The organism is Polynucleobacter acidiphobus, from assembly GCF_003065385.1.
Taxonomy (GTDB): Bacteria; Pseudomonadota; Gammaproteobacteria; order Burkholderiales; family Burkholderiaceae; genus Polynucleobacter; species Polynucleobacter acidiphobus.
The window spans coordinates 1243411-1270245 of record NZ_CP023277.1 but is presented as its reverse complement, the minus strand read 5'-3'; the positions used below and the strand labels follow the sequence as shown (position 1 = coordinate 1270245).

24 protein-coding genes are annotated in these 26835 nt (G+C 50.4%); 17 read left to right on the top strand and 7 right to left on the bottom strand.

Features of this window, described 5'->3' with window-relative positions:
• Positions 1–5 precede the first annotated feature (5 nt).
• The 13 genes from nuoE to AOC32_RS06675 all read left to right on the top strand — a co-directional run bounded on the left by nuoE (position 6) and on the right by AOC32_RS06675 (position 13574).
• Positions 6–518 (top strand): NADH-quinone oxidoreductase subunit NuoE, encoded by a 513-nt coding sequence (gene nuoE / locus AOC32_RS06735; RefSeq protein WP_108509379.1) that lies wholly within the window; start codon positions 6–8, stop codon positions 516–518.
• Positions 515–1819: an NADH-quinone oxidoreductase subunit NuoF gene (gene nuoF / locus AOC32_RS06730; RefSeq protein ID WP_108508730.1), complete on the top strand. Its 1305-nt coding sequence runs from the start codon at positions 515–517 to the stop codon at positions 1817–1819. Before nuoE ends, nuoF begins: the two co-directional genes overlap by 4 nt.
• Before the next feature lie 17 nt (positions 1820–1836).
• Positions 1837–4194, top strand: a complete 2358-nt coding sequence (nuoG, locus tag AOC32_RS06725) for an NADH-quinone oxidoreductase subunit NuoG (protein ID WP_108509378.1) — start codon at positions 1837–1839, stop codon at positions 4192–4194.
• 7 nt (positions 4195–4201) lie between these two features.
• Positions 4202–5275 carry an NADH-quinone oxidoreductase subunit NuoH gene (gene nuoH, locus AOC32_RS06720; RefSeq protein WP_108508729.1) on the top strand — a complete coding sequence of 358 codons (1074 nt, stop codon included), beginning with the start codon at positions 4202–4204 and terminating at the stop codon, positions 5273–5275.
• Positions 5276–5280: 5 nt separating this feature from the next.
• On the top strand, positions 5281–5772 hold the full coding sequence (gene nuoI, locus AOC32_RS06715; protein ID WP_108508728.1) for an NADH-quinone oxidoreductase subunit NuoI: 492 nt from the start codon (positions 5281–5283) through the stop codon (positions 5770–5772).
• Between the two features lie 7 nt (positions 5773–5779).
• The gene (locus tag AOC32_RS06710) at positions 5780–6442 is read left to right on the top strand and encodes an NADH-quinone oxidoreductase subunit J (protein WP_108508727.1); all 663 of its coding nucleotides are present in this window, start codon (positions 5780–5782) and stop codon (positions 6440–6442) included.
• On the top strand, positions 6439–6747 hold the full coding sequence (nuoK, locus tag AOC32_RS06705; RefSeq protein ID WP_108508726.1) for an NADH-quinone oxidoreductase subunit NuoK: 309 nt from the start codon (positions 6439–6441) through the stop codon (positions 6745–6747). Before AOC32_RS06710 ends, nuoK begins: the two co-directional genes overlap by 4 nt.
• A gap of 5 nt (positions 6748–6752) precedes the next feature.
• Positions 6753–8792, top strand: coding sequence for an NADH-quinone oxidoreductase subunit L (nuoL, locus tag AOC32_RS06700; protein WP_108508725.1), 2040 nt, complete (start codon positions 6753–6755; stop codon positions 8790–8792).
• 12 nt (positions 8793–8804) lie between these two features.
• The gene (locus AOC32_RS06695; RefSeq protein WP_108508724.1) at positions 8805–10271 is read left to right on the top strand and encodes an NADH-quinone oxidoreductase subunit M; all 1467 of its coding nucleotides are present in this window, start codon (positions 8805–8807) and stop codon (positions 10269–10271) included.
• Positions 10272–10284: 13 nt separating this feature from the next.
• Complete coding sequence (gene nuoN / locus AOC32_RS06690; RefSeq protein WP_108508723.1) at positions 10285–11775, top strand: NADH-quinone oxidoreductase subunit NuoN; 1491 nt, start codon at positions 10285–10287, stop codon at positions 11773–11775.
• A gap of 10 nt (positions 11776–11785) precedes the next feature.
• The gene (locus AOC32_RS06685) at positions 11786–12364 is read left to right on the top strand and encodes an NUDIX domain-containing protein (protein ID WP_108508722.1); all 579 of its coding nucleotides are present in this window, start codon (positions 11786–11788) and stop codon (positions 12362–12364) included.
• Positions 12365–12439: 75 nt separating this feature from the next.
• The gene (locus AOC32_RS06680) at positions 12440–12910 is read left to right on the top strand and encodes a DUF1178 family protein (protein ID WP_108508721.1); all 471 of its coding nucleotides are present in this window, start codon (positions 12440–12442) and stop codon (positions 12908–12910) included.
• Positions 12911–12944: 34 nt separating this feature from the next.
• Positions 12945–13574: a trimeric intracellular cation channel family protein gene (locus tag AOC32_RS06675; protein WP_108508720.1), complete on the top strand. Its 630-nt coding sequence runs from the start codon at positions 12945–12947 to the stop codon at positions 13572–13574.
• A gap of 10 nt (positions 13575–13584) precedes the next feature.
• On the opposite strand, the gene AOC32_RS06670 is transcribed toward AOC32_RS06675, so the two are convergent.
• On the bottom strand, positions 13585–15105 hold the full coding sequence (locus tag AOC32_RS06670; protein ID WP_108508719.1) for a CoA-acylating methylmalonate-semialdehyde dehydrogenase: 1521 nt from the start codon (positions 15103–15105) through the stop codon (positions 13585–13587).
• A 146-nt stretch (positions 15106–15251) separates the two neighbouring features.
• Between AOC32_RS06670 and AOC32_RS06665 the strand changes: the two genes are divergently transcribed.
• Positions 15252–16373 carry an NADH:flavin oxidoreductase/NADH oxidase gene (locus AOC32_RS06665; RefSeq protein WP_108508718.1) on the top strand — a complete coding sequence of 374 codons (1122 nt, stop codon included), beginning with the start codon at positions 15252–15254 and terminating at the stop codon, positions 16371–16373.
• Here AOC32_RS06665 and AOC32_RS06660 read toward each other — a convergent pair.
• Complete coding sequence (locus AOC32_RS06660) at positions 16370–17689, bottom strand: amidase (protein WP_108508717.1); 1320 nt, start codon at positions 17687–17689, stop codon at positions 16370–16372. The two genes, AOC32_RS06665 and AOC32_RS06660, sit on opposite strands and share 4 nt — an antisense overlap.
• Before the next feature lie 90 nt (positions 17690–17779).
• On the opposite strand from AOC32_RS06660, the gene AOC32_RS06655 reads away from it, so the two are divergent.
• On the top strand, positions 17780–18445 hold the full coding sequence (locus AOC32_RS06655; protein ID WP_108508716.1) for a SprT family zinc-dependent metalloprotease: 666 nt from the start codon (positions 17780–17782) through the stop codon (positions 18443–18445).
• A 52-nt stretch (positions 18446–18497) separates the two neighbouring features.
• On the top strand, positions 18498–19571 hold the full coding sequence (locus AOC32_RS06650) for a tartrate dehydrogenase (protein ID WP_108509377.1): 1074 nt from the start codon (positions 18498–18500) through the stop codon (positions 19569–19571).
• Between the two features lie 6 nt (positions 19572–19577).
• On the opposite strand, the gene dnaQ is transcribed toward AOC32_RS06650, so the two are convergent.
• The 5 genes from dnaQ to AOC32_RS06625 form a co-directional block, all read right to left on the bottom strand.
• Positions 19578–20273, bottom strand: a complete 696-nt coding sequence (gene dnaQ / locus AOC32_RS06645) for a DNA polymerase III subunit epsilon (protein WP_108508715.1) — start codon at positions 20271–20273, stop codon at positions 19578–19580.
• A gap of 17 nt (positions 20274–20290) precedes the next feature.
• Entirely contained in the window at positions 20291–23389 is a 3099-nt protein-coding gene (locus AOC32_RS06640) for an efflux RND transporter permease subunit (protein ID WP_108508714.1), read from the bottom strand.
• On the bottom strand, positions 23386–24651 hold the full coding sequence (locus tag AOC32_RS06635) for an efflux RND transporter periplasmic adaptor subunit (RefSeq protein WP_234409718.1): 1266 nt from the start codon (positions 24649–24651) through the stop codon (positions 23386–23388). The genes AOC32_RS06640 and AOC32_RS06635 overlap by 4 nt, the downstream gene beginning before the upstream one ends.
• A 71-nt stretch (positions 24652–24722) precedes the next feature.
• Complete coding sequence (gene rnhA / locus AOC32_RS06630; protein ID WP_108508713.1) at positions 24723–25172, bottom strand: ribonuclease HI; 450 nt, start codon at positions 25170–25172, stop codon at positions 24723–24725.
• A 7-nt stretch (positions 25173–25179) separates the two neighbouring features.
• A complete protein-coding gene (locus AOC32_RS06625) occupies positions 25180–25974 on the bottom strand; it encodes a class I SAM-dependent methyltransferase (RefSeq protein WP_234409717.1) in 795 nt (264 codons plus the stop codon).
• A gap of 41 nt (positions 25975–26015) precedes the next feature.
• Here AOC32_RS06625 and gloB point away from each other — a divergent pair, with 41 nt between their 5' ends.
• The gene (gloB, locus tag AOC32_RS06620) at positions 26016–26834 is read left to right on the top strand and encodes a hydroxyacylglutathione hydrolase (RefSeq protein ID WP_108508711.1); all 819 of its coding nucleotides are present in this window, start codon (positions 26016–26018) and stop codon (positions 26832–26834) included.
• Position 26835 lies beyond the last annotated feature (1 nt).

Here is a 26835-nt window from a genome sequence, read left to right as displayed (position 1 = left end):
TCATGATGACAGTCCAATCCCTTTTTTCTGCTAAGACTCGAGCTCAAATGGATCGCAATATTGCGAAGTATCCGTCTGAGCAAAAACAATCGGCAGTGATGGCATGCCTAATTGCCGCACAAGAAGAGCATGGTTGGGTCTCCCCCGAGATCATTGCGGAAGTTGCACAAATTCTGGAGATGCCTAAGATTGCGGTTGAGGAAGTGGCGACCTTCTACAACATGTATGAGACCAAGCCGATTGGTAAGTTCAAACTGGTTGTGTGTACCAATTTACCTTGTCAGTTAACGCATGGCGAAGAAGCGGCTGACTACCTCAAGAAAAAACTCGGGATTAACTTTAATGAGACCACGCCCTGCGGAACTTTCACCTTGAAAGAGGGCGAGTGCATGGGTGCCTGTGGCGACTCACCTGTGATGTTGGTGAACAACCACCGGATGTGCAGTTTTATGACCCAAGAAAAGATCGACGCCTTATTGGATGAGTTGAATGCGCAAGCAAAAGGGGGGAGCGTATGACCAGTTTGCATAGTCGTCACATCAAGCCCTTAATTTTGGCTGGCCTAGATGGTAAGAACTGGCATCTCAAAGACTATGAGGCGCGCGGCGGTTATCAACAGCTACGCCGGATTCTGAACGAAAAAATTACCCCGGATGCCGTGATTGCGGAAGTCAAAGCATCGTCCTTGCGTGGCCGCGGTGGTGCTGGATTTCCAACGGGCTTGAAGTGGAGCTTCATGCCTAAGAACTACAACGGCAATAAATATTTGGTTTGTAATAGCGATGAAGGTGAGCCCGGCACATTCAAAGACCGTGACATCATGCGCTATAACCCCCATGCATTGATTGAAGGCATGATCATCGGCGCCTACGCGATGGGAATCTCAACGGGATATAACTACATTCATGGCGAGATCTGGGAGGTCTATGAGCGCTTTGAAGAGGCTCTTGAGGAGGCACATGCCGCGGGCTATCTTGGAGAGAAAATTTTAGGAACGGAATTTAGCTTCCAGTTGCATGCCGCCCCAGGCTTTGGTGCCTATATTTGCGGAGAAGAGACTGCGCTCTTAGAGTCCCTTGAAGGAAAAAAAGGGCAGCCGCGCTTTAAGCCACCATTTCCAGCCAACTTTGGTCTATATGGCAAGCCAACGACCATTAACAACACCGAGACCTTTGCAGCCGTGCCATTTATTCTGGCCATCGGTGCAGAGGCCTATCTCAAATTAGGTAAGCCTAATAATGGCGGCACCAAGATCTTCTCCGTATCAGGCGACGTTACTTACCCAGGTAACTATGAAGTTCCACTCGGCACGCCCTTTGCAGAGTTATTGAAGTTGGCGGGTGGAATGCGCAATGGCAAACAGCTCAAAGCCGTAATCCCTGGCGGATCATCAGCGCCGGTCTTGCCTGGCAAGATCATGATGGATATCACCATGGATTACGACGCGATCTCCAAGGCTGGGTCGATGCTTGGTTCGGGGGCGGTGATCGTGATGGATGAGACCCGTTGCATGGTGCGTTCACTCCTGCGTCTCTCGTATTTCTATCACGAAGAGTCATGTGGCCAATGCACCCCATGCCGCGAGGGCACGGGTTGGCTCTGGCGTATCGTTAACCGTATTGAACATGGCCAAGGTCGTCCAGAGGATTTGGATCTTCTCAAAGACGTTGCCGGAAATATTCAAGGGCGGACCATCTGTGCCTTAGGTGATGCGGCGGCGATGCCAGTGCAAGGAATGCTCAAGCACTACATGGATGAGTTTGCCTACCATGTTGAGCACAAGCATTGCATGGTTTCTTCATTTGCAAAGGCTGCCTAATCATGAGCACGGTGAACATGATTGAGATCCATGTCGATGGTAAGCCCGTTGAGGTGCCACAGGGCTCGATGGTGATGCATGCCACCAATAAACTAGGCACCTATGTTCCCCATTTTTGCTATCACAAGAAACTGAGCATCGCCGCAAACTGCCGGATGTGTTTGGTTGAAGTCGAGAAGGCGCCTAAGCCGCTACCGGCATGTGCCACCCCCGTGATGGCCGGTATGAAGGTATTTACCCATTCGGCGAAGGCTGTTGAGGCGCAAAAGTCGGTGATGGAGTTCTTATTGATTAACCATCCCTTGGATTGCCCGATTTGCGATCAGGGTGGTGAATGCCAATTACAAGATTTAGCAGTTGGCTACGGTAAATCCAGTTCGCGCTATAAAGAAGAGAAGCGTGTGGTTTTCCATAAAAATGTTGGACCACTCATTTCCATGGAAGAGATGTCGCGTTGCATTCACTGCACCCGCTGCGTGCGTTTTGGGCAAGAGGTTGCTGGTGTGATGGAGCTTGGCATGATCAACCGTGGCGAGCATTCGGAGATCACTACTTTTGTGGGGCAAACGGTTGACTCTGAGCTCTCTGGAAATATGATTGATATCTGCCCAGTGGGTGCCTTAACCAGCAAGCCATTTCGGTATGCCGCGCGTACTTGGGAGTTGGTCCGCAAGCGCTCGATCAGTCCGCATGATGCTGTCGGTGCCAACACTACCGTACAAACGAAGGCCAATCATGTGATGCGGGTTGTCGCGCTTGAGAACGAGGCCATCAATGAGTGCTGGATTAGTGACCGCGATCGCTTTGCGTACGAGGGCTTAAATAGCCCTGATCGTTTAACCACCCCCATGGTGAAACAAAATGGGCAGTGGTTGGAGACCGATTGGCAGTCCGCCCTCGATTACGTTGTGCACTCATTAAGTGATATTCAGAAGCAGCATGGCAGTCAAGCATTGGCGGCGCTGGCTCATCCCATCGCGAGTGCAGAAGAGCTTTACCTCTTGCAAAAAGTGATGCGCGGTCTAGGAAGTCATCAAATTGAGACGCGCTTGCGCCAAACCGATACCCGTGGAGCTGCTGCACTTCCTTGGTTGGGTATGCCAATTGCGAAGTTGAGTGAACTCAAACGTGTATTGGTGATTGGTAGTCATTTGCGCAAAGATCTGCCGCTGATTGCTGCTCGGATACGCACGGCTACCAAGCAGGGTCTTAAGGTCTATCGACTCGATGCAGGTGGTAACGATTGGCTCATGCCGATTGCTGCGCATCTCAAATCGAAGCCCAGTGAATGGGTTGATCAGTTGGGGCAAATTGCCCAAGCAATTGCGCAAGCAACATCTGTTCAGTCTCCAGCTGGCCTCTCTGTGAAAAGTGTTTCTCCACAGGCGCAAGCGATCGCGGATCAGTTACTCGGCAATGCCAAACTTGAGAGCCCTGAGCCGCAGGCAATATTCTTGGGATCCTTAGCGATTGCTCATCCCAACGCCTCTGATTTGCATGTCCTTGCAGAGTTTATTGCAAAGCATTCAGGATGCACCTTTGGCTTCTTATGCGAAGGTGGTAATTCAGTGGGGGCGCAACTGGTTGACGCAACGCAAGGTAACCAAGGCAGCATTGATACCGTATTGCAAAGTAAGGCGCGTGCCTATGTGATGTTGCACGTCGAGCCACTTCAGGATTTACCCAATCCACAACAAACTCGAGCCGCGTTACAGGGCGCTGATACTGTGATTGCGATGAGCGCCTATACGAGCCCCGATTTACTTGAATTAGCCGATGTGATTCTGCCAATTACTCCCTATACCGAAACGGTTGGAAGTTTTGTGAACTTGGCGGGGCAGGTGCAAACGATTCAGCCTTCCGTTCGACCCTTGGCAGATGCCAGACCGGCATGGAAGGTGCTCCGTGCACTCGGAAGTCTTCTGAACCTAGAGGGCTTTTTGTATAACCTGCCAGAAGAGGTTTATGCCGATGCGTTTGCAAAGCCGGTGCAGGACCAACTCAATAATTGCTTTACAGCTAGCCCTGAGATCCAGCAGCAGGTTCAGATTGCTGCATCGCTTGAGCGCCTTGCCGATCAAGCGATTTATTCAAGTGATGCGATTGTGCGCCGCGCGCCTGCATTGCAACGCACCCGTGATGCAAAGGATGCTGCCATGATCGGAGTAGGTGAGACCCTTTGGGGACAACTTGGTTTGCAGGCCGGTGATCGCGTGTCGCTCACCCAAGCTGGCCATACGGTTGAGGCGGGCGTTGTGTTGCAACCCGGCTTGGCCGACGGTGTGGTGCGGATTGCAACAGCAACGGAGTTAAGTGGTCATCTAGCATCGATGTTTGGTGAAGTGGCTCTTTCTAAATTAACGGTGAGCGCTTAAGGTAGTTATGGGCAACTGGATCGATCTCATTACCAGCCACGGTGAACAACTGTTTGGTTCGTTCTGGCCTTTGGTTTGGAACTTAGCGAAGATCCTGATCATCGTATTGCCCATTTTTGGCGCAGTTGCCTACCTCACGCTGTGGGAGCGCAAGCTGATTGGCTGGATGCACATTCGTTTAGGTCCTAATCGGGTTGGGCCGCTTGGTTTATTCCAGCCAATTGCGGATGCATTAAAGCTTCTGATGAAGGAGATCGTCTCCCCAACGCGCGCAAGTCATACGCTCTACATCATTGCCCCACTCATGGTGCTAACCCCGGCGCTTGCTGCATGGGCAGTGGTGCCGTTCCAAGCAGACCTAGTTCTTGCGGATGTGAACGCTGGTCTCCTCTATGTGATGGCCATTACCTCGGTGGGTGTGTATGGCGTGATCTTGGCGGGGTGGGCCTCAAACTCCAAGTACCCATTCTTGGGAGCCATGCGTGCCTCTGCTCAAATGATCTCTTATGAGATTGCGATGGGTTTAGCTCTGGTGACCGTATTGATGGTCGCCGGCTCCTTAAACCTAAGTAATATTGTGCGCTCTCAAGAAGTTGGCATCTTCGCCGACATGGGCCTGAACTTCCTCTCTTGGAACTGGTTGCCCTTACTACCCATGTTTGTGATCTATTTCATCTCCGGGGTTGCGGAGACCAACCGTCACCCGTTTGACGTGGTAGAAGGGGAGTCCGAGATTGTTGCTGGTCACATGGTGGAGTACTCCGGCATGGCCTTTGCATTATTTTTCTTGGCCGAATATGCCAATATGATCTTGATTGCCGCCTTAACGTCGATCATGTTCTTGGGCGGTTGGTTACCAATCCTTGATCTACCCATCTTGCGCGACATCCCAGGATTCTTTTGGTTATTTGCCAAGATCTTTTTTGTGCTCTCGTGCTTTATTTGGTTGCGGGCTTCATTGCCACGGTATCGCTATGACCAAATCATGCGTTTGGGTTGGAAGATCTTTATTCCGCTAACCGTGGTTTGGGTATTGTTGGTTGGGGCTTGGATTTTGTCCCCCTGGAACATTTGGAGCTAATCACTATGTTCAAGCGCGCCTCTCAGTTTCTGAATAGCTTAATGCTCAAAGACGTTCTTAAAGGAATGTCGATTACAGGGCGTTATTTATTTAAACCCAAGATCACGATTCAGTATCCGGAAGAGAAGACCCCATTGTCACCCCGTTTTCGGGGCTTACACGCACTGCGTCGCTATCCCAATGGGGAAGAGCGCTGCATTGCATGCAAACTGTGTGAGGCCGTTTGCCCGGCTCTGGCAATCTCGATTGAGTCTGATCAGCGTGAGGATGGTACCCGCAGAACAACGCGCTATGACATCGACCTGACCAAATGCATTTTCTGTGGCTATTGTGAAGAGGCTTGCCCAGTGGACGCCATTGTTGAGACCAATATTTTTGAGTATTTCGGCGATAAACGCGGTGATCTGTACTTTACCAAGGAGATGTTGCTAGCGGTCGGTGATGAATACGAAAAGCAAATTGCAGCCAACCGAGAGGCGGATGCACCATACCGTTAATTGATTTATGACCCTTGACCCCAATTTAATCTTCTCAGCCTTTTTCTATGCTTTCGCGGCGCTCTTGGTGATTTCCGCATTGCGGGTCATTACGGTTCCCAATCCTGTGCACGCAGCCTTATTCTTGGTTTTGGCATTCTTTAGTGCCTCTGGTATCTGGATGTTGCTCAAAGCCGAGTTCCTAAGCCTGATCCTGATCCTGGTCTATGTGGGCGCGGTGATGGTGTTGTTTTTATTCGTGGTGATGATGCTCGATCTGGATCTTGCGCATCTGCGACGCGATTTCAAGAAATACCTACCACTTGCCATGCTGATTGGTGTGGTGATCATCTTGCAACTCTCGATCGTGTTAATCCGCGGCTTTATTGGCACCACCGCACCTGTGAACGTCTTGCCCGATGTGGTGGCAGCAAATAATACGCAAGTCCTTGGTTATTTAATGTTTACGGAATACATTTATGCCTTTGAAGTTGCCGGCATTGTCTTGTTGGTTGCCATTATTGCGGCCGTTGCCCTTACTCTGCGTAAACGTAAAGATGTGAAGGGTCAAAATATTGCAGAGCAGGTTGCGGTTTCCGCTAAAGATCGGATGCGGATTGTCTCGATGGATGCTGAGCGTGACGCCAAGCAAGACCTCAAGTCTCGAACCAAACCAGGTGATCCAGCATGACCATCACACTCGCTCATTATTTAGTTCTCGGCGCTATTCTGTTTGCGATTAGTGTGGTTGGCATCTTCCTGAATCGGCGTAACGTGATCATCCTCTTGATGGCGATTGAGCTGATGTTGCTCGCCGTCAACATGAACTTTGTGGCGTTCTCCCATTACTTGGGTGATATGGCCGGTCAGGTATTTGTATTTTTTATTCTGACCGTAGCTGCAGCAGAGGCTGCGATTGGTTTGGCGATCTTGGTGGTTCTATTCCGCAAGGTTGACACGATTAATACCGAAGATCTTGACCATCTCAAAGGCTAGTTGACATGACCATTGCTTTAACCACTGCCCATCTTTGTGCGATTCCACTAGCCCCGCTGGTGGGAGCGGCGTTTGCAGGACTATTAGGAACGAAGTTTTTTGGCAATCGGATTGGCCAAGTGGCATCCCAATCGATCACTATTTTGGGGGTCGCAATTGCGTTCTTGCTGTCGTGCTGGGTTTTATATGAGGTAATGAACGGCTATTACTTCGATGGCAGTGTTTACACCTGGATGAAGATTGGCGAGTTGAGTTTTGACATTGGCTTTCTGATTGATCCATTGACCGCCGTGATGATGGTGGTAGTGACCTTCGTTTCTCTCATGGTCCACATCTACACCATTGGGTATATGGCAGGCGAGGAGGGCTACAACCGTTTCTTCGCTTATATCTCCTTGTTTACCTTTGCCATGCTGATGCTCGTGATGAGCAACAACATGCTGCAGCTGTTCTTTGGATGGGAGGCGGTAGGCGTTGTGTCGTATTTGCTGATCGGTTTTTATTACGATCGTCCCACGGCGATTTTTGCCAACATGAAGGCCTTCTTGGTCAACCGTGTGGGCGACTTTGGATTCATCCTGGGGATTGGGCTATTGCTTGCTGCTACCGGCTCCATGAACTACGCCGATATCTTTTCTCAAAATACGGTGATGGCAGCCCAGACTGTGCCAGGAACGGATTGGAATCTAATCACGGTTGCTTGCATTTGTCTCTTTATTGGTGCGATGGGTAAGTCTGCTCAGTTCCCATTGCATGTCTGGTTACCGGATTCGATGGAAGGTCCAACCCCCATTTCTGCGTTGATTCATGCGGCAACCATGGTGACCGCAGGTATTTTTATGGTGACCCGCATGTCGCCCTTGTTTGAGCTCTCCGATGTTGCCTTGAGCTTCATTCTGGTCATCGGTTCGATTACCGCGCTCTTCATGGGATTCTTGGGAATCGTGCAAACCGATATCAAGCGCGTGGTGGCGTATTCAACGCTCTCGCAATTGGGCTACATGACCGTTGCGCTCGGCGTCTCTGCCTATCCAATTGCTATCTTCCATTTAATGACCCACGCTTTCTTTAAAGCTTTGTTGTTCTTAGGGGCGGGTAGTGTGATCATTGGAATGCATCACGAGCAGGACATGCGCAAGATGGGCGGCCTCTGGAAATACATGCCAATTACCTGTTTGGTGATGTTAATTGGTTCCTTGGCGTTGATTGGCACACCATTTTTCTCAGGTTTTTACTCCAAAGACTCGATTATTGAGGCGGTGGCGGCGAGCACCATACCTGGATCAGGTTTTGCATATTTTGCGGTGATGGCGAGCGTCTTTGTAACCGCCTTGTATTCCTTCCGCCTCTACTTTTATGTCTTCCATGGCAAGGAGCGATTTGGTCATGATCATGACCATCACCATTCGCACGATGCGCACGATGAGCATCATGGGCTCGCGCCAGGTGAGAAACCCCATGAGTCACCTTGGGTCATTACCTTGCCGCTGATCGCTTTGGCAATCCCCTCAGTGATTATTGGTTACTACACCATTGATCCCATGTTATTTGGTAGTTTCTTTGGGGACGCGATCTATATTGATGAGGCTAAGCATCCTGCACTTGCAACCTTTGCATCCCATTTCCATGGCCCAGTGGCAATGGCCTTGCATGGCTTTACGACCCCCGTGTTTATTTTGTTGGTCTTGGGTGTATTGGTGGCTGCCATTTGCTACCTGTGGGCTACATCCTTGCCCGAGAAAATCGCGAAGATCTTCGCGCCTATTAAGACTCTCTTGGATAACAAGTATTACCTCGATGATTTGAACCAATGGATTTTTGCAAAGGGCGCGCTCCTGATTGGTGGTGGCTTATGGAAGCAGGGCGATCAACGAGTCATTGATGGTTTTGTGGTGAACGGCAGTGCTCATCTGGTAGGTAAGTTCTCAGGAGTAATTCGTCATTTGCAGTCGGGTTATCTCTATCACTATGCCTTTGCCATGATCGTCGGTTTGATTGGCTTGATGGCCTGGATTCTGTATACCCATATTTATATTGCTTACTAAGTACACCTGGTCATGATTCTTTCTTACGCGATTTGGATTCCGATTGTTTTTGGCCTAATGATTTTGGTCTATGGCTCGGAGCGTCCATCCACTGGCGTGAAGTATTTGGCCTTGTTTGGGGCCATTTTGGGCTTTATTGCCACCTTACCCCTAATCGCTAACTTTGATATTGCCAATGCTGGCATGCAGTTTGTGGAAAAGCATAGCTGGATTCCACGCTACGACATTAACTATCACCTTGGTGTGGATGGTATTTCGGTATGGTTTGTGGTGTTGACCGCCTTTATCAATATTTTTGTCGTGATCGCCGCTTGGGAGGTGATTACTGAGAAGGCCTCGCAATACTATGCCGCATTCATGATTTTGTCGGGCCTCATGATTGGGGTGTTCTCAGCGCTTGACGGCCTACTGTTTTATATCTTCTTTGAGGCAACACTCATTCCGATGTACATCATCATCGGGGTATGGGGTGGACAAAACCGCATCTATGCGGCCTTTAAGTTCTTCCTATATACCTTGTTGGGATCGTTGTTAGCTCTTGTGGCCATTTTGTATCTCTACAACCTAACCAATACTTTTGACTTGCTCACTTGGCATCGAGCGAAGTTAGATATTGTGGAGCAGGTACTGATCTTTATTGCCTTCTTCATGGCCTTTGCCGTCAAGGTGCCAATGTGGCCTTTGCATACTTGGTTGCCCGATGTTCACGTGGAGGCCCCAACCGGTGGCTCAGTGGTCCTGGCAGCCATTATGTTGAAGCTTGGCGCTTATGGATTCCTGCGTTTCTCGTTGCCGATTGCGCCGGATGCCAGCATCCTTTTAGGACCAATCATTATTTTCTTATCGCTGGTGGCGGTGATCTATGTTGGTTTAGTAGCACTGGTTCAGCAAGATATGAAGAAGTTAGTGGCGTACTCCTCAATTGCGCACATGGGTTTTGTGACCCTAGGGTTTTTTATCTTCAGTCCTCTTGGTATTGAGGGCGGCATTATTCAGATGATCTCGCACGGATTTGTATCGGGCGCGATGTTCTTAGCCATTGGTGTTTTATACGACCGTATGCACACCCGCAAGATTGCTGATTACGGTGGTGTGGTGCATCGTATGCCAAAGTTCTCGGCATTTATGGTCCTCATGGCGATGGCCAATTGCGGTTTACCAGCCACCTCGGGTTTTGTGGGGGAGTTTATGGTGATCCTAGCCGCCGTTGATTACGACTTCATGATTGGTCTACTGTCAGCGACCGCATTAATCCTTGGTGCTGCCTACTCCCTATGGATGGTCAAGCGCGTGATCTTTGGTGCGATCACTAATCCAGAGGTCGAGAAACTTGAGGATCTCAATGGTCGTGAGTTTTTTATGTTCATTATTTTGTCGCTCTGCGTGATTGGCATGGGCGTGTATCCAAAACCCTTTACCGACATTATTCATCCAGCAGTGATGCAGTTGCTCGAACATGTCGCGATTAGCAAACTCTGAGTAAGGTTATTGCATGGATACTTTTGACCTAATTGCCATTGCTCCTGAAATCGTTCTGGCCTTTGTGGCCAGCGATTTGCTGTTGACCAGTGCCTTTATTAAAGAGAAGAAGGATCATGTCGCCAGTGATGTATTTCATACGCCACGGGCAGCATCTTTTGTCTATTTCTGTTCCTGCTTACTCTTAATTGGTTTGGGTGTGGTGTTTTTGAGCAGAATGGTTGATCTGCCGTACTTTGCCATGGCCGGTCTGTTCCAGTCCGACCCGATTGCCAATCTGCTCAAAGCAGGGTGCTGCTTTGCGCTATTGGTTAGCTTGATTTACTCCAAGCAGTATTTAATTGATCGAGGGCTCTTCCGACCCGATTTCTTGGTCCTCACCTTATTTGCTTTATTGGGACAATTGGTCTTAATCTCGGCATCGAACCTCATCACCTTGTACCTTGGTCTTGAGTTGATGGCCTTGTCGACCTATGGTTTGGTGGCAATGCGCCATTCCAGCGGCCTATCCTCCGAAGCGGCGATTAAGTACTTTGTATTGGGCGCCTTGGCATCGGGATTCTTGCTCTACGGTATGTCGATGATCTACGGTGTAACTGGATCCCTGGATCTTCTAGAGATCTTGCGCTCCCTCCTGGATCCCCGCATTAATCACCTCATTATGGCGTTTGGTCTGGTCTTTATTGTGGCTGGAGTTGCCTTTAAGTTTGGTGTGGTGCCATTTCATATGTGGGTGCCCGATGTGTATCAAGGCGCTCCCACCGCGGTCACCTTGTTGATTGCAGCAGCTCCAAAGCTCGCTGCCTTTGCTCTCTTGTTCCGCCTGTTGATTAATACCTTATTACCGCTGATCTCGGATTGGCAGCCGATGCTGATGATTCTTGCGGTTCTGTCTTTGGTGATTGGCAATATCACGGCGATTGCCCAAACCAATATCAAGCGGATGTTGGCCTACTCGGCGATTGCACAGATGGGCTTTGTGCTGCTTGGCATGCTCTCGATTTTTGATGATCATGCCTTTAGTGCCTCGATGTTCTACGTGATTGCCTATGTGATTACCACTTTAGGCACCTTTGGTTTGCTGATGGTCTTATCGCGCAAAGGCTACGATTGCGACACCCTGGAAGGTTTAAAGGGTCTCAATCGCAAGCATCCATGGTATGCCTTTATTGGCCTCATCATGATGTTCTCCCTAGCTGGAGTGCCTCCCACTTTGGGCTTTGCCGCTAAGCTCTCTGTTTTGGAAGCATTGGTTGATGCTGATTACATCGCCTTGGCTGTGATTGCGGTGATCGCATCACTGATTGGTGCTTTTTATTACTTGCGCGTAGTGAAGGTGATGTATTTTGATGAACCAAGCCATGAGCATTCGGTGACTGGTTCAGGGATTGCAAAAGGGGTATTGGGTCTCAATGGCTTAATGGTGCTCCTCTTAGGTGTATTCCCGGCAGGCCTCATGGCTCTCTGCCTCAATATCATGCGCAATACCCTCGTCGGTTCTTAATTGTTTGGGTATGAGCGAGAAATCGTTTCAAGATCTCGCGCATACCGATGACCATTTAGTCGAGAAGCGCGTATCGGGTGAGGATGTCTACACTGGCATCTTCTTAAAGATGAAGCGCGATACGGTGTTGCTACCAGACGGTCAGCAAGCCCTGCGAGAGTATCTGGAGCATCCAGGAGCCGTTGCCATTTTGCCGATCTTAGAGGATGGGCGGGTTGTGGTGGAGCGTCAATACCGTTACCCCATCGAGCAAGCCGTGATTGAGATTCCGGCAGGTAAGCTTAACCCAGGGGAGGATCCCTTGCTTTGTGCGCAACGGGAGTTACAAGAAGAGACCGGCTACCTTGCTAAACGGTGGAGCAAGATTCGGCGGATTCATCCGGTGATTTCATATTCCACCGAGTTCATCGATATTTATTTGGCAGAGGGTTTAACGGCGGGCCCAGCGCGTCTCGATGCCGAAGAGTTTTTGGATGTCTTTGCCGCGCCCCTTGAGGAGTTGATCGAGTGGGTTGAGAACGGCACGATCACGGATGTGAAGACCATCATCTCGCTGTACTGGCTGGATCGCCAACGGCGACTGCGTTAAGGGCTTAAAATAGCAACATTGATAAATATGTCATGTTGCTATTGATTATCCAACCTTCATCCCCATCTGTTCTTCATGAAAGTCTATAACTTAGCGTGCGATCTCGAGCATCATTTTGAGGGGTGGTTTGCCTCGGAGGATGACTTTTTATCGCAACAGTCCAGTGGCACGTTGTGCTGCCCGGTCTGCGATAGTGCGCATGTCAGCCGCTTACCATCGGCCCCTCATATTGGCGGCAAGGTAAGTGCGGAAGAGCCGGTGGCCGTTGAGCCAAGTCAAAGCATTGCTTTATCCAATGCGGATCATGGTCAGTTGGAGCGCCAGATTCAGGCGACGTTCATGAAAGCGATGCGGGAGTTGGTCGGTAAATCGGAGGATGTTGGCGCAGCCTTTGCCGAGGAGGCTAGGAAGATTCATTACAAAGAGTCGCCCGAGCGCAGTATTCGGGGGCAGACCAGTGCCGATGAAGTGATGGCATTACGCGAAGAGGGGATTGACGTCCTCGCACTCCCTGAAATGCCGGTCCTCAAAAATACTTTGCAATAATTACTCCTTCTTCACAATCGATTAAAAGGGCTCCATGGAAGAGCTGGGTTTTTGGGTAGGCATTATTGCTTCCGCAGCCTTTGCGGTCACTGGCGTCTTAGCTATTTCTGATCGTGGCGTAGATCTCTTTGGCGTTTTGGTGCTTGGCATCATCACTGCGATCGGTGGCGGCACAATTCGGGATGTGATTCTGGGGGTGCCCGTGTTTTGGGCCGATGCCCCCATCTATATTCTGGTTGCTGCGATTGCTAGCATTATTACCTTCTATGCGGAGTCCACTTTATCGCAACCTCAGTTGTACAAGGCTATTCTCTACATCGACGGCCTAGGTGCAGCCCTATTTGGTATCCAAGGTGCCGATAAAGCCTGGCATTATGACTTTGGTGGATCCGCAGCGGCCATCATCTTGGGTGTGGTTACCGCGATCGGTGGTGGATTGATTCGGGATGTATTAGCAGGACGCAAAACTTTGTTGATGTCTTATGAGCTCTATGCGATTCCAGTATCACTCGGTTGCATGCTCTATGTCTTACTCCTAAACTACTTTCCAGAGCATGCGATGATCGGATCGATTGCCTGCATCGTACTCATCTTTGCCTTTCGATCGGCCGCGATCTACTGGAACCTAAAGGTTCCAGTGATGTTCATCTCACGCAAAAAGTAAACGACTCGCCTTATTTGGAGGTGGGCATGACAAACTCGGCCCCCTTGGAGATGCTCTCCGGCCAGCGTTGCATGACACTCTTTTGCTTGGTGTAAAAACGCACACCTTCTTTGCCATACGCATGGGTATCGCCAAACAAGGAACGCTTCCAGCCGCCAAAACCATGCCAAGCCATCGGCACTGGAATAGGCACATTAATGCCGACCATGCCAACCTGTACACGGCGAGCAAATTCACGGGCGATATTGCCATCGCTGGTAAAGCAGGCTACGCCGTTGCCATATTCATGGGCATTGACCAGCTCAAGAGCCTCGCTAAAGTTGGCAACCCGTACACATGATAGGACGGGACCAAAGATTTCTTCTTTGTAAATGGTCATCTCTGGGGTGACCTGATCAAAGAGGGTACCTCCCAACCAGAACCCATTCTCAAAACCAGGAACTTTGAGTCCACGGCCATCGACCAATAACTTGGCGCCACCACTCACACCTTTGTCGATATAACCAGTAATACGCTCGAGCGCAGCCTTGGTCACAATCGGGCCCATTTCAGCATCGAGCTCAAGCCCATTTTTTACCTTGAGGGTCTTGGTGCGCTCAATCAATTTAGGCATGACCTTCTCAGCCGCATCGCCAACGAGTACGGCAACCGAGATCGCCATGCAGCGCTCACCAGCGGACCCGTATGCCGCGCCAACTAAAGCATCAACTGCCTTATCAATATCGGCATCGGGCATCACCACCATATGGTTTTTGGCACCACCGAGAGCTTGAACACGTTTACCAAAGTGTGCACCGCGCTCGTAAATGTAATTAGCGATTGGTGTGGAGCCTACAAAACTCACTGCGCGGACATCGGGATTTTCTAAGAGAGCATCAACCGCTTCTTTGTCGCCTTGCACCACATTAAATACGCCATCAGGCAGACCTGCCTCTTTTAAGAGACGCGCTAGGAGCAATGAGGCCGATGGGTCGGTTGGACTCGGTTTGAGGATGAAGGTGTTGCCGCAGGCAATTGCGACGGGGAACATCCACATTGGTACCATTACCGGAAAATTAAAGGGTGTAATGCCAGCAACCACCCCTAAAGGTTGGCGCATCACCCAGTTATCAATGTCGGTTGAGACCTGCTCGGTGTAATCGCCTTTGAGGAGCTCAGGAATGGCGGTAGCAAATTCCAGAATCTCAATTCCACGGGTCACTTCACCTTGGGCATCAGTGAACACTTTGCCATGTTCAGAAGTAATGATGGCAGCCAGTTCATCGCGATGACGATTTAAGAGCTCTAAGTATTTAAACAAGATGCGCGCGCGCCGCAGTGGGGATGTATTAGCCCAGGCTGTAAACGCAGCCTGTGCAGCTGCCACCGCTTGATTGACATCGGCCTTACTGGCCAATGCTACGCGGCGCGAGATGCTGCCAGTGGCAGGGTTATAGACGTCGGCAAAGCGACTACCTTGGGGCAGGACCATTTGGCCACCAATGTAATGAGCAATATCTTCTTTAATTTCAAAGGCTTGGGGAGCATTCATGGTATTGGTGTCTCGTAGGTTGGGTGCTTGGCAATCAACGATGTCGCCAACGCATGTGTTATCAAAGCTATTGGTATCATTTTAATCGTTTCAGGTAAGTCCGTTTGCGAACCATTCTTTCATCTCAATCCCATAATCACTAATCCATGAGCCTCTTGTTTTCTACGTACTCACTTCCTGCCCCCAAAGGATCTCTTACGCTAGCCAATCGGGTGGTGGTGGCACCGATGTGCCAATACTCCGCGCATGAGGGTCAGGCAACCGATTGGCATCTAATGCACTGGGGCAATTTACTCAATAGTGGTGCCGGACTTTTTATTATCGAGGCCACCGCGGTGAGTCCCGAAGGCAGAATCACCCCCTATTGCTTGGGACTGTGGGATCAGGCTACCCAAAGCGCACTACACAGCACCTTAGAGCGCTCCAAACAATTAGCGCCGAAGACCCCAGTATTTATTCAATTGGCACATGCTGGGCGCAAGGCATCTAGTGCGCCACCATGGCAGGGCGGTCAGCTATTACCAATGACTCAAGGCGGTTGGGAAACGCAAGGGCCTTCGGATATTCCGCAACTAGAAGGTGAGCGACCACCGCATGCCTTGAGGCTGGAGGAAATTCAGCAAATCATTCATGAGTTTGTGATCGCCGCCAAGCGCGCAGAAGCAATTGGTATTGATGGGATTGAGCTCCATGCCGCTCACGGATATTTACTTCATCAATTTCTATCGCCGATTGCCAATCAACGGAATGACCAATATGGTGGATCACTTGAGAATCGAATGCGTTTTGTCTTGGAATTATTTACCGCCGTCCGCGCTCAGTGGCAGGGCGTATTGGGAGTGCGTCTGTCCGCGAGCGATTGGATCGAGGGTGGCTGGTCGCTTGATGAGTCCATCGAGCTTACAAAACAACTGAAGGCATTGAGCTGCGATTACATTCATGTTTCATCGGGCGGAATTTCTCCGAAGCAGCAAATTAAGTTAGGCCCAAACTATCAAGTGCCCTTTGCGAAAGCAATTAAAGCGGCAACCGGAATGGCCACGATGGCTGTTGGGCTGATTACCGATCCAAAGCAGGCAGAAGCCATCCTCGAAAACCAAGAAGCCGATTTGATTGCATTGGCACGTGCATTTTTGTACAAGCCCCGTTGGGCATGGGAAGCAGCAGCGGTCTTAGGAGGCCAAGTTAGTGCGAGTCCGCAGTACTGGCGCTGCTTACCGAGGGAGGCGCAGAGCGTCTTTGTGGAATCAAAGATGGGGCAACGCTAGACTTGATTTAAGGCAATTGGATCGGAGAGCTGTTGAGCGAGGGCGCTTGCAGCGCTGAGTAACAAGCGATCTTGTCCGGGTCCCGCTACCAATGTAACTCCAACGGGCAAACCATTGGGCCCTGCGGTAACAGTTAGATTAATACACGGCAAGCCCAGTAAGGTCCAGCCGCGACTAAAGACCGGATCACCCGTTTCTTCTAGGGTCTTGGGAGATTCACCAGTTGCACTCGGTGCAATTATTAGATCAATGTCATTCGAAAAGAATTGGGTAATCATTGTGCGAGCGCGACGGGCTTTGAGAAGGGCATCGCTGTAATGATGGTAATCAATGGCATCGCCACGCTCAATAATCGCTTTAAGGGTTGGGCTGATTTGATCAAAGTGGTTGAGCTTTTCAAAGGTAAAACTTTTGGCCATCTCAAACAGCATAATCTTGGTTTGGGTCTCACTGAGCCTGGCGCAATCCGTAGGTAAGGTGATCTCTTCAACGCCCCCTTTGGCAAACACCTTCGCGGCAAAGCCAGCCAGCGAGAGGGCGGCAGCAGTTTCAGGTTGGGCAAGTGCAAAATCATCGGTCTTGCAAATCCCAATGCGGATTCTGGACTCTAATGGAGCAATGTTCATGAGATCATGATCTGCGGACATCGCAGCAACCCCTAAGGCTACATCCGATACGGTGCGACCAAAAACACCAAGCGTATCGAGAGATACCGATAGGCTTTTGACCCCACCAATACTAATTTTGCCGTAACTGGGTTTATAGCCAACCACGCCACAGTAACTCGCCGGCCGAAGAATCGAGGCAGCCGTTTGACTTCCTGTTGCAAGCGGAACCATGCAATCCGCAACCGCTGCGGCAGAGCCACTCGAAGACCCACCAGGCGTGTGATCGAGATTACGTGGATTGCGGGTTGGACCCGGTTTGAAGCTGGCAAACTCGGTGGTGACTGTTTTGCCAAGCACAATCGCACCAGCCTCACGCATCAGCGATACCGAAACCGCATCGCAGACCGGATGATTATTGCCATAGATGGGGGAGCCATAATTGGTGGGTAGATCGTGTGTATCAAATAGATCCTTCACGCCAATGGGTAGGCCATGCAATATCCCCTGAATTGGTCCGCGATCAAGTTCTCGGGCTTGGGTTTGAGCATGCACCTTGGCAAAACTTACCCAGGCATGCACCTCAGGCTCGCGCATGCCAATTTGATTTAAGCAATCATTGAGCAGATCCTCGGCTTTGATCTCTCGTTGGGCCAGTGCTTTTGCAGCTTGTGTAGCACTGAGGTTGGCTAGATTTTTAAAGGATGACATCGTTTGGGCTTAAATGCGTTTATGCTCGTGGTTTCGTTGCTTGACCCTTTTAGAATACCCCAATTTACCCCAACATTCCCCACTATTTGTATGAGTCAAAGTAATTCTTCTCACAGCACTCGCGAAGCCTGGTTGCAAGATGGCGTGCGTCATTTGGAGCCGATTTTTGCTAAGGCTGGCTATGCGATTCCACCGGTGCGGGTCTCGTGTGGATTTCCAGCATCGAGTAGCCCACGAACTACCTTAGGACAATGCTGGCCGCGTGAGCGCTCGGGCGGTGGCGTGAATGAGATCTTTATTTCACCGAAGTTGGATGATCCTGTTGCGTTACTCGATACGCTCTTGCATGAGCTCTGCCATGCGGTCGATGATTGTCACAGCGGACATGGTGAGGATTTTAAAGGGATTTGCCAAGCCGTTGGTCTAGAAGGGCCTGCGCGCATGGCGCATGCATCCGAAGCTTTGCAAGTACGTCTTATGACCATTAGTCAAAAGTTAGGCCCTTATCCTCATCAAGCGATTGTGTTTCCGCCACCGCGAGCCAGTAATCTCAGTCGCAATAAGGCCAAGTGTCCCCAATGTGGTTACGAGGTAACACTCTTGAAGCGTTGGGCAAGTTATGGCGCACCCATTTGCCCCAAAGATAACCTACGTATGGAAGAGCTCGCATTATCAATTCCGGCGGCCGATACCGACGAGGAGGCCAAAGAAAAAGAGCGCCAGGCCGAGCGTGAAATCCGCCGAGCCATCAGCTAGTAAAATCGTTTTTTTAATCAATGAGACATGATTCATGAACACAAAAAAGAAAATAACCAACCCTAAAATTGCCGTGATTCCTGGTGACGGAATCGGCAAAGAAGTGATGCCCGAGGGCGTGCGCGCTCTTGAAGCGGCTGCCAATAAATTTGGTATTCAATTTCAGTTTGATCATTTTGACTTCGCCAGTTGCGATTACTACCAACAACACGGCAAGATGATGCCGGATAACTGGTTTGATACCCTCATGAAGTACGACGCCATCTTCTTTGGTGCGGTTGGTATGCCCAATGTCTTGCCTGACCATCTATCTCTATGGGGTAGTTTGATCCAGTTCCGTCGCGGCTTTGATCAATACGTCAATCTCCGCCCAGTGCGTTTATTGCCTGGTGTACCTTGCCCACTGGCGAACCGCAAACCGGGTGATATCGATTTCTTTGTGGTGCGTGAGAACACCGAAGGGGAGTACTCAGCGGTCGGTGGCAAGATGTTTGCTGATACCGAGCGTGAGATTGTGGTTCAAGAGTCAGTATTCTCTCGCCATGGCGTCGATCGAATTCTGAAGTTTGCATTTGATCTCGCTCAAAGTCGCCCCAAGAAACATTTGACCTCTGCAACTAAATCCAATGGCATTGCGATCACGATGCCGTATTGGGATGAGCGCGTTGAAGCAATGGCCAAAAACTATGCCGATGTGCGAACGGACAAGTATCACATCGATATTTTGACCGCTCAGTTTGTAATGAACCCTGATCGCTTCGATGTCGTGGTTGCCTCTAATTTATTTGGTGACATCCTGTCTGATTTAGGACCCGCATGTACCGGCACGATTGCGGTCGCACCGTCAGCCAGTATTAATCCAGAAGGGAAGTTCCCATCCCTCTTTGAGCCCGTGCATGGTTCAGCCCCTGATATTTATGGCAAGAACATTGCCAATCCCATTGGTCAAATCTGGAGCGGCGCACTCATGCTTGATCACTTAGGCTATCCAGAGGCCGGTGCGCAAGTATTTGCTGCAATTGAGTCAGTTCTGTCAGCCGGTCCTGCTCATGCACCGCTTACTCCAGACATTGGGGGCAAAGCGAGCACTCAGGATTTAGGTAAGGCGATCGCTGCGGCGATCTAGAGTGAACTAGAGACCCCAAATCGGGGTCTTTTTACTGGCCTTCTCGATGGCCTGTAAAACCTTTTCATGTTCGGCGCAATCGAGTTCGCTCGCCTTGAAGTAGATCAAGTCGCTCGGTAGCGGGGCCTTTGTTAAGCCATCTTTCCCAGTGACGCTGTAATCGATTAAATCAATGGTGAGATCATCCTGACCTCGGGTCATGGCTAGATAAACCTCGGCTAGGAGCTGGGCGTCGAGTAAGGCGCCATGCAGGGTGCGGTGTTCATTACTCACTGCAAAACGTTCACACAAGGCATCCAAAGAATTGCGTTTGCCTGGAAACATACGGCGCGCATCGACTAGCGTATCGGTAATCTTGGCAGCAAGCTCCGAGAAGCTGGGGCGCTTGAGTAGGGCGTACTCGTTATTAAGAAATGACAAATCAAAGGGCGCATTATGAATAATCACCTCAGCCCCAGCAATGAACTCAGTGAGCTCATCCACAATTTGTGCAAACAGGGGTTTGTCAGATAAAAACTCGCGCGATAGGCCGTGTACTGCAAATGCGCCCTCAGCGATATCGCGCTCGGGATTGATGTAATGATGGAGGGTCTTGCCGGTCTGGCGGCGATTGATTAACTCAATGCAACCGACCTCAATGATGCGATCACCGGTAGCCGGGTTTAAGCCTGTGGTTTCGGTATCCAGAATAATTTGACGCATACACCATTGTAAAACGCTTAGGTATCTTGAAGATCTTCTGGCGGTATCTCAAGGGGGCCACGTCCAGCATAGCGATCCAGATAGAGATAAATGACCGGAGTAATGAACAAGGTCACAAACTGAGAAAGGACCAAGCCACCCACCACACTAACACCCAGAGGTTGACGTAACTCAGCGCCAGCACCAATACCAAGTGCAATTGGGAGGGCACCCACGATTGCAGTGAGGGTCGTCATCATGATCGGTCGAAAGCGCAAGATACAGGCTGAACGGATCGCTTCAGTAGGACTCATTCCCTGTTTGCGCTGGGCCTCAAGGGCGAAATCGATCATCAGGATGGCGTTTTTCTTGACGATCCCGATGAGCATCAGAATACCAATCGTCGCAATAATGGTGAGCTCCATCCCAAACATCCATAAAGAGAGCAGGGCGCCGATGGCTGCGGAGGGCAGACCAGCCAAAATGGTGATTGGGTGAATATAGCTCTCATACAGAACACCGAGCAAGATATAGATCACTGCGAGTGCGGCAATGATCAGAATAAATTGCCCGCTCTGATTGCCTTTGAACACTTTCGCATCGCCCCCATAGCTCGTAATGATGGAGGAAGGCAGCTTAATCTCTTTGACGTATTTCTCAATCGCATCGGTAGCCTGCCCGAGGGCGACATCGGGCGCCAGATTAAACGAGAGAGTTACCGCCGGAATCTGGCCTTGATGATTGACCGCAGTCGGACCAATGGTGCGTTTGAAGCTGGCAAGACTCGAGAGCGGAATCAGTTGATTGGTTGAACGCCCTCGTACAAACACTTTGCCAAGATCGGTTTCAAACTGCCTCTGATCTTCCGCGGTCTCCAAGATGACGTAATAGGTATTGACGCTTGTGTAAATGGTGGAGACCTGGCGCTGCCCAAAGGCGTTGTACAAGGCTTGACGAATATCCGCAATCGTCACCCCTGCTTGTGCCGCCTTCTCACGATTAATATCAATTTGCACATTCAGACCACGTAGTTGGGAGTCCGAGGTCACATCTCGGAAAAGGGGATCGCTGCGTAATTTCTCTAGCATCTTCTCAGACCATTCATTCACCCCTTCAAAGCCAACGCTTTGCAAGGTAAATTGATAGCGGCTCTTGCTAGATCGCCCCCCGAGTTGCAGATTCTGAATCGGCCGCATGAACACTTGTAGGCCGGGGACCTCTCTAAACTTCGCGCGCAAGCCCTCGAGTACCTTGGTCATGGATTCACGATCGCCGCGGGGCTTAAGCACAATAAAGAAGCGCCCGGTATTACTACCCGCACTCAGACCCCCGCCAAGAATTGAGACAAAGCTTGCTACATTGGGATCATTGGCCACAATCTCAGCAGCACGATCTTGCAACTCCAGCATCGCCTTGTAGGAGATATCTTGATCAGCTTCAGTCGTTGCCGTGATCTGGCCAATATCCTCTTCCGGGAAAAATCCCTTCGGGGTATAGATGAACATCGCAATCGTAATGACAAAGGTTGCGATGGCTAACCACAACACCCGCTGGCGATTTGCAAGAGCCCGATCCAAGTAATGCACATAGGTCTTTTGGGTCCAACTAAACCACCGATCAAAGTGACGGTTAATTGCATATTCGCGAGCATGTTGGCCAGGTTTTGGAAGGTAACGGCTGCAAAGCATTGGTACCAAAGATAGCGATACCACAGCAGAAACCAAGATGGCGAGTGAAACGACTACGGCAAACTCACGAAAGAGGAGTCCAATCGGACCTTCCATAAAGAAGAGGGGAATAAAGACCGCCACTAAAGATAGGGAGATCGAGACGATCGTAAATCCAACCTCACGACTTCCTTTGAGGGCAGCCTTGAGGGGACTCATGCCTTGATCCACATAACGCACGATGTTCTCTAGCACCACAATGGAATCATCAACCACCAAGCCCACGGCAAGCGTAATGCCCAATAGCGAGACGTTATCTAAGCTATAGCCCATGAAGTAGAGCAGGAAGAAGGCACCAATCAGTGAAATGGGTAGGCTTAAGGACGGAATGATGGTGGCTGAGAGGTGCTTGAGGAATAGGAATATCACCAACACCACCAAAGCCACGGTTAATGCCAGAGTGAAGTTGACGTCAGCAATTGCCTCGCGGATGGATTTAGAGCGATCATTGATCAGTGTGAGCTTGATCGATGCTGGGAGTTGCTTCTCAAACTGCGGGATCATCGCTTTGACCGCATCCACCACCTTGACCGTATTGGCATTGGGCTGGCGCTGAATGGCAAGCGCAATCGAGCGCTCACCATTGGTGGTGGAGAGGGTGCGAACGTTCTCATAGCTCTCAACCACATCAGCAACATCGCGCAGATAAATCGGTAAACCATTTTTCTGGGCAATGATGAGGTTGGCAAAGTCAGAGGCGGTGACCAATTGCTTGTTGGCATAAATGGTTAAGAGCTGGCGCGGACCCTCTAAAACACCCACCGGGGTATTGGAGTTCGCTTTATTGATGGCGATCGACAGATCCTCCATCGTGAGGTTATGGATTGCCAAGGAGTCAGGCCGCGCTTGAACACGAATGGCATAGCGCTTAATGCCATACACAATGATTTGTGCCACCCCATTAATCGTCGACAGCGTTGGAGAAATCAGGTTCTCCGCGTAATCATTGAGCTCGGATAAATCCATTGACGGCGAGGTCATGCCGATGATGAGGACCGGTGCATCGGCAGGATTGACCTTGCGATAGGAAGGTGGCACGGTCATCTCGATTGGTAAACGGCGTTGGGCGCGCAACAATGCCGCCTGCACATCGACTGCGGCTTTATCAATGTCACGATCGTTATTAAATTCAAGGGTGATGTTTGTCGTGCCCAAGAAATTGGTCGAGCTAATCACAGAAATACCATCGATGGTCGAGAACTCTTTCTCGAGCGGCAGGGCAACCGATGCTGCCATATTCTCTGGCGAGGCGCCTGGCAAGGAGGCTGATACAGAGATCACCGGCGTATTAAAACTGGGCAAGGCTGCGACCGGAATGCGAGTGTATGCCACTGCACCAGCAATCACCGTCACTACTGAGAGCAGGACGGTCATCACAGGCCGTCGGATACAAAGCTCAGAGAGCGTCATTTTTTGTCAGCAGGTTTGGATTCAGGTTTGGGGGCGTCAGCGGGCTTTGCAGGTGCCACTTTGTTTTCTCGGATCTTGGTGCCGGGGCGCAGATTCTGTTTACCTTCGATCACCACGCGCTCACCAGCATCCACACCTGTAATCGCGGCTTTGCCCTGATACTCATAGCTCACTTTAATGGGTTTGAGGCTGACCTTATCTTCAGCGCCCACCACATAGATAAAGCGCCCACGCGGATTAATCACCACCGCTTGGGATGGAACCAAAATGGCGTCCTTTAAGGTATTGGCTTCGAGTTTGACCCGAGCAAATTGTCCAGGCAGTAGAGTGCGTTTGTCATTGGCAATTTGCGCCTTAACGCGAACCGCCCCAATTGCTGGATCCACTTGATTGTCGATGACCAAGACCTTACCCTCGTAGACCTGGGTGCGGTTATCGCCTACCGTCACCGATACCTTCAAGTTGGCAGGATCGCTTTGCATCAATAGGGGAATGTTGTCCTCACCCACGATAAATTGCACATTGATGGGATCTAACTGAGTGATCGTGACCATCGCACCCAAAGCAGTGGTCGCGGTGGAGCTGGAAGCTGTGGTCACAATATTGCCAGGCGCCACTAAGGAGCCAGGGAACACATTAATAATCCCGGCACGCCCATCAATCGGTGCGCGAATGTAGTCAAAGGAGAGTTGCACTTCGGCAGCACGCGCAGTAGCAGCAGTGGATTTGGCATTGGCCTCGGCAGTATCTAAACCTGCTTTGGAGATAAAGTTTTGAGCGACCAACTCTTTAGCACGTTGCAACTGACGTTGTGCATCATCGGCTACGGCTTTGGCTTTATCGTAATTGGCGCGATCATTGCGATCGTCTAGGGTGAACAGTAGTTGCCCCTTCTTGACCTCTTGACCTTCTTTAATGTGAATCTCTTTCACCACGTTGCTAACTTGTGGGCGTACATCCACGATATTGGCTGCTACAACAGTACCGGTCGACTCAATGATGATGGGGATATCTTGTTTCTCGAGGACCAGGGTAACCACCGTTTGTGGCCCACCACGTTTACTTTCGGGCGGAAAAAAATGATCGTAGGCTTTATCACCAGCATAAATTAATATCAGGATCGCCAGCACCCACCATTTGCGCTTGACCAGAAATGCCAAAAATTGTTTGAGGTCGATTTTTTGGAGTCGGGTGACCAGTTGGCAACCCCAGGCCATGATGGTTTGTTTGACTCGGGCAATAAAGGTTGGAGGTTTGGTCACAGCGCTAGTCTAAATTGCTTTGTTATTTAAAGAGTTAAAGCATTCTCTCACAAGCCCAAGCGGGGCGCAGATCAGTTATTGGACAAAAAGGCTTCCACACCTTGATTGGCGAGTTGATCGGCCAGCTCATTTCCGGGGTGGCCGTTATGGCCGCGGACCCAGTGCCACTGAATTTCATGGAGGGGCAAAAGGGCGTCGAGCTCTTGCCAAAGATCGACATTCTTGACCGGGGATTTGTCGGCCGTCCTCCACCCCCGTGCCTTCCAACCAGCAAGCCACTCACTCACTCCTTTTTGGACGTATTGGGAGTCGGTATAGAGATCCACCACGCTGGCTTGCTTGAGGGCCTTGAGTGCGTGGATCACCGCGCTAATTTCCATGCGATTGTTGGTGGTGTCATGAGCGCCACCATGCAAATGTTTCTCATGCGCCCCTGATCGCAGCACCACACCCCAGCCACCAGGACCGGGATTACCTTTGCAGGCACCATCGGTATAGATCGTAATGTGGGGTTTGCTCATGCGCTCTTTATACCTCTTCAGTCACCCGTTGGGAAGTTTGCTGAGCGGCAGGATTAAGTTGTGGGAGCGCTTGCAAGGCTTGTTTGGGAACACGTCCTACCAAACGGGTACCCGGGTGGCGCTTAATTGCCGAGATTAAAAAGACCGAGCCAAAGATTGGCCACCAGCGATTCCCCATTTTTTCAAGAAAAGCCATGCGGGCCATATTTTTCTCTTTACGCAGTGGCAGGCGATAGCAAGCAAAGTGACCCCGATCGAGAGAGTAGTCGAGTAACTTCAACCAATCTTTCACGCGCAGCAAACTTAAGAACTGACCCTCACGCGGTAAATAGTTTTTACCAATTAAACGTCCTGCGTATTGCCGCAAGCCCCAAAGGCTCGCTGGATTAAAGCCCGAGATCACAACGCGGCCCTCGGGCATTAAGACACGATCGACCTCGCGCAGAATCTGGTGCGGATCTTGGGCAAATTCCAAGACATGTGGCAGCACCACTAAATCAATGGATTGATCAGCAAATGGTAATTCTTCCGGAATCCCTTCAATTGGTTGATAGGGCAGATCGACATCGGCTTTCGCAATCCCGTGGGGAAGCAGCATCAGCTTTAGTGAAATCCGATTTTCTGCAAGGGTGTTGATTTGCGGTAAACCAATTTGCAAAGCGTAGTAGCCAAACACATCGACAACCGCTTGATTAAAGAGCTCTTGCTCGGATTTGAGGATGTATTGCCCCGGAGGTGATTGCAGCCACGTCTCCCACGAACTCTCGGGTGGAGTATCGGCCTGCACGTTCGGTGGGGTCATTGGTATCATAGGAGGATTATCTTGTGTCCTAAGGTGTTGCCATGGTTTCAAATTCCTTATTGCAAGTGTGGCCCATACCTGCCTTTACCGACAACTACATCTGGTGCATTCACGATCAACAGTCGGCTATTTTGGTTGACCCTGGTGAAGCAAAGCCAGCGATTGATTATTTAACCCAACAGAACCTGCGCCTTACCGGAATTCTAATCACTCATTACCACGCTGACCATATTGGTGGATTACCAGAGATCCTCGCGTGGGCAAACCAAGGCGGACTCTCAGTCCCAGTGTATGGCCCTGCAGCTGAGGATATTGCCTTGCGCAGTCACGCACTCTTTGAGGGTGACACCGTCTGCTTTAATCAGCCCGCCATCAAATTAAACGTCCTCGAAGTCCCCGGGCATACCTTGGGTCACATCGCGTATGTGGCACGCAGCGAGGATAACGCTGGACAGACCTCAAAATTATTCTGTGGCGACACTCTCTTTGCTTCAGGCTGCGGACGGCTCTTTGAAGGCACACCCACCCAAATGTCGAGCTCACTAGCCAAGTTCTTGGCCTTACCCCCTAACACCTTGGTTTACTGCACCCACGAGTACACCTTATCCAATATCCGTTTTGCACTCGCGGTTGAGCCAGATAATTCAGCCTTAATCGAGTGGTCGCAAACGGCCGATGCCTTACGTAAGCGTAATCAACCCACGGTACCCACGACGATTGCCCATGAGAAGCGGGTGAATCCATTCATGCGCTGCGATCAAGCCCCAGTCATTGCCGCTGCGCGTGCGCAAATTGGGCAAGACCTCAAAAGTCCCGCAGAGGTTTTGGCGGTCGTGCGGGCGTGGAAGGATCGCTTCTAGA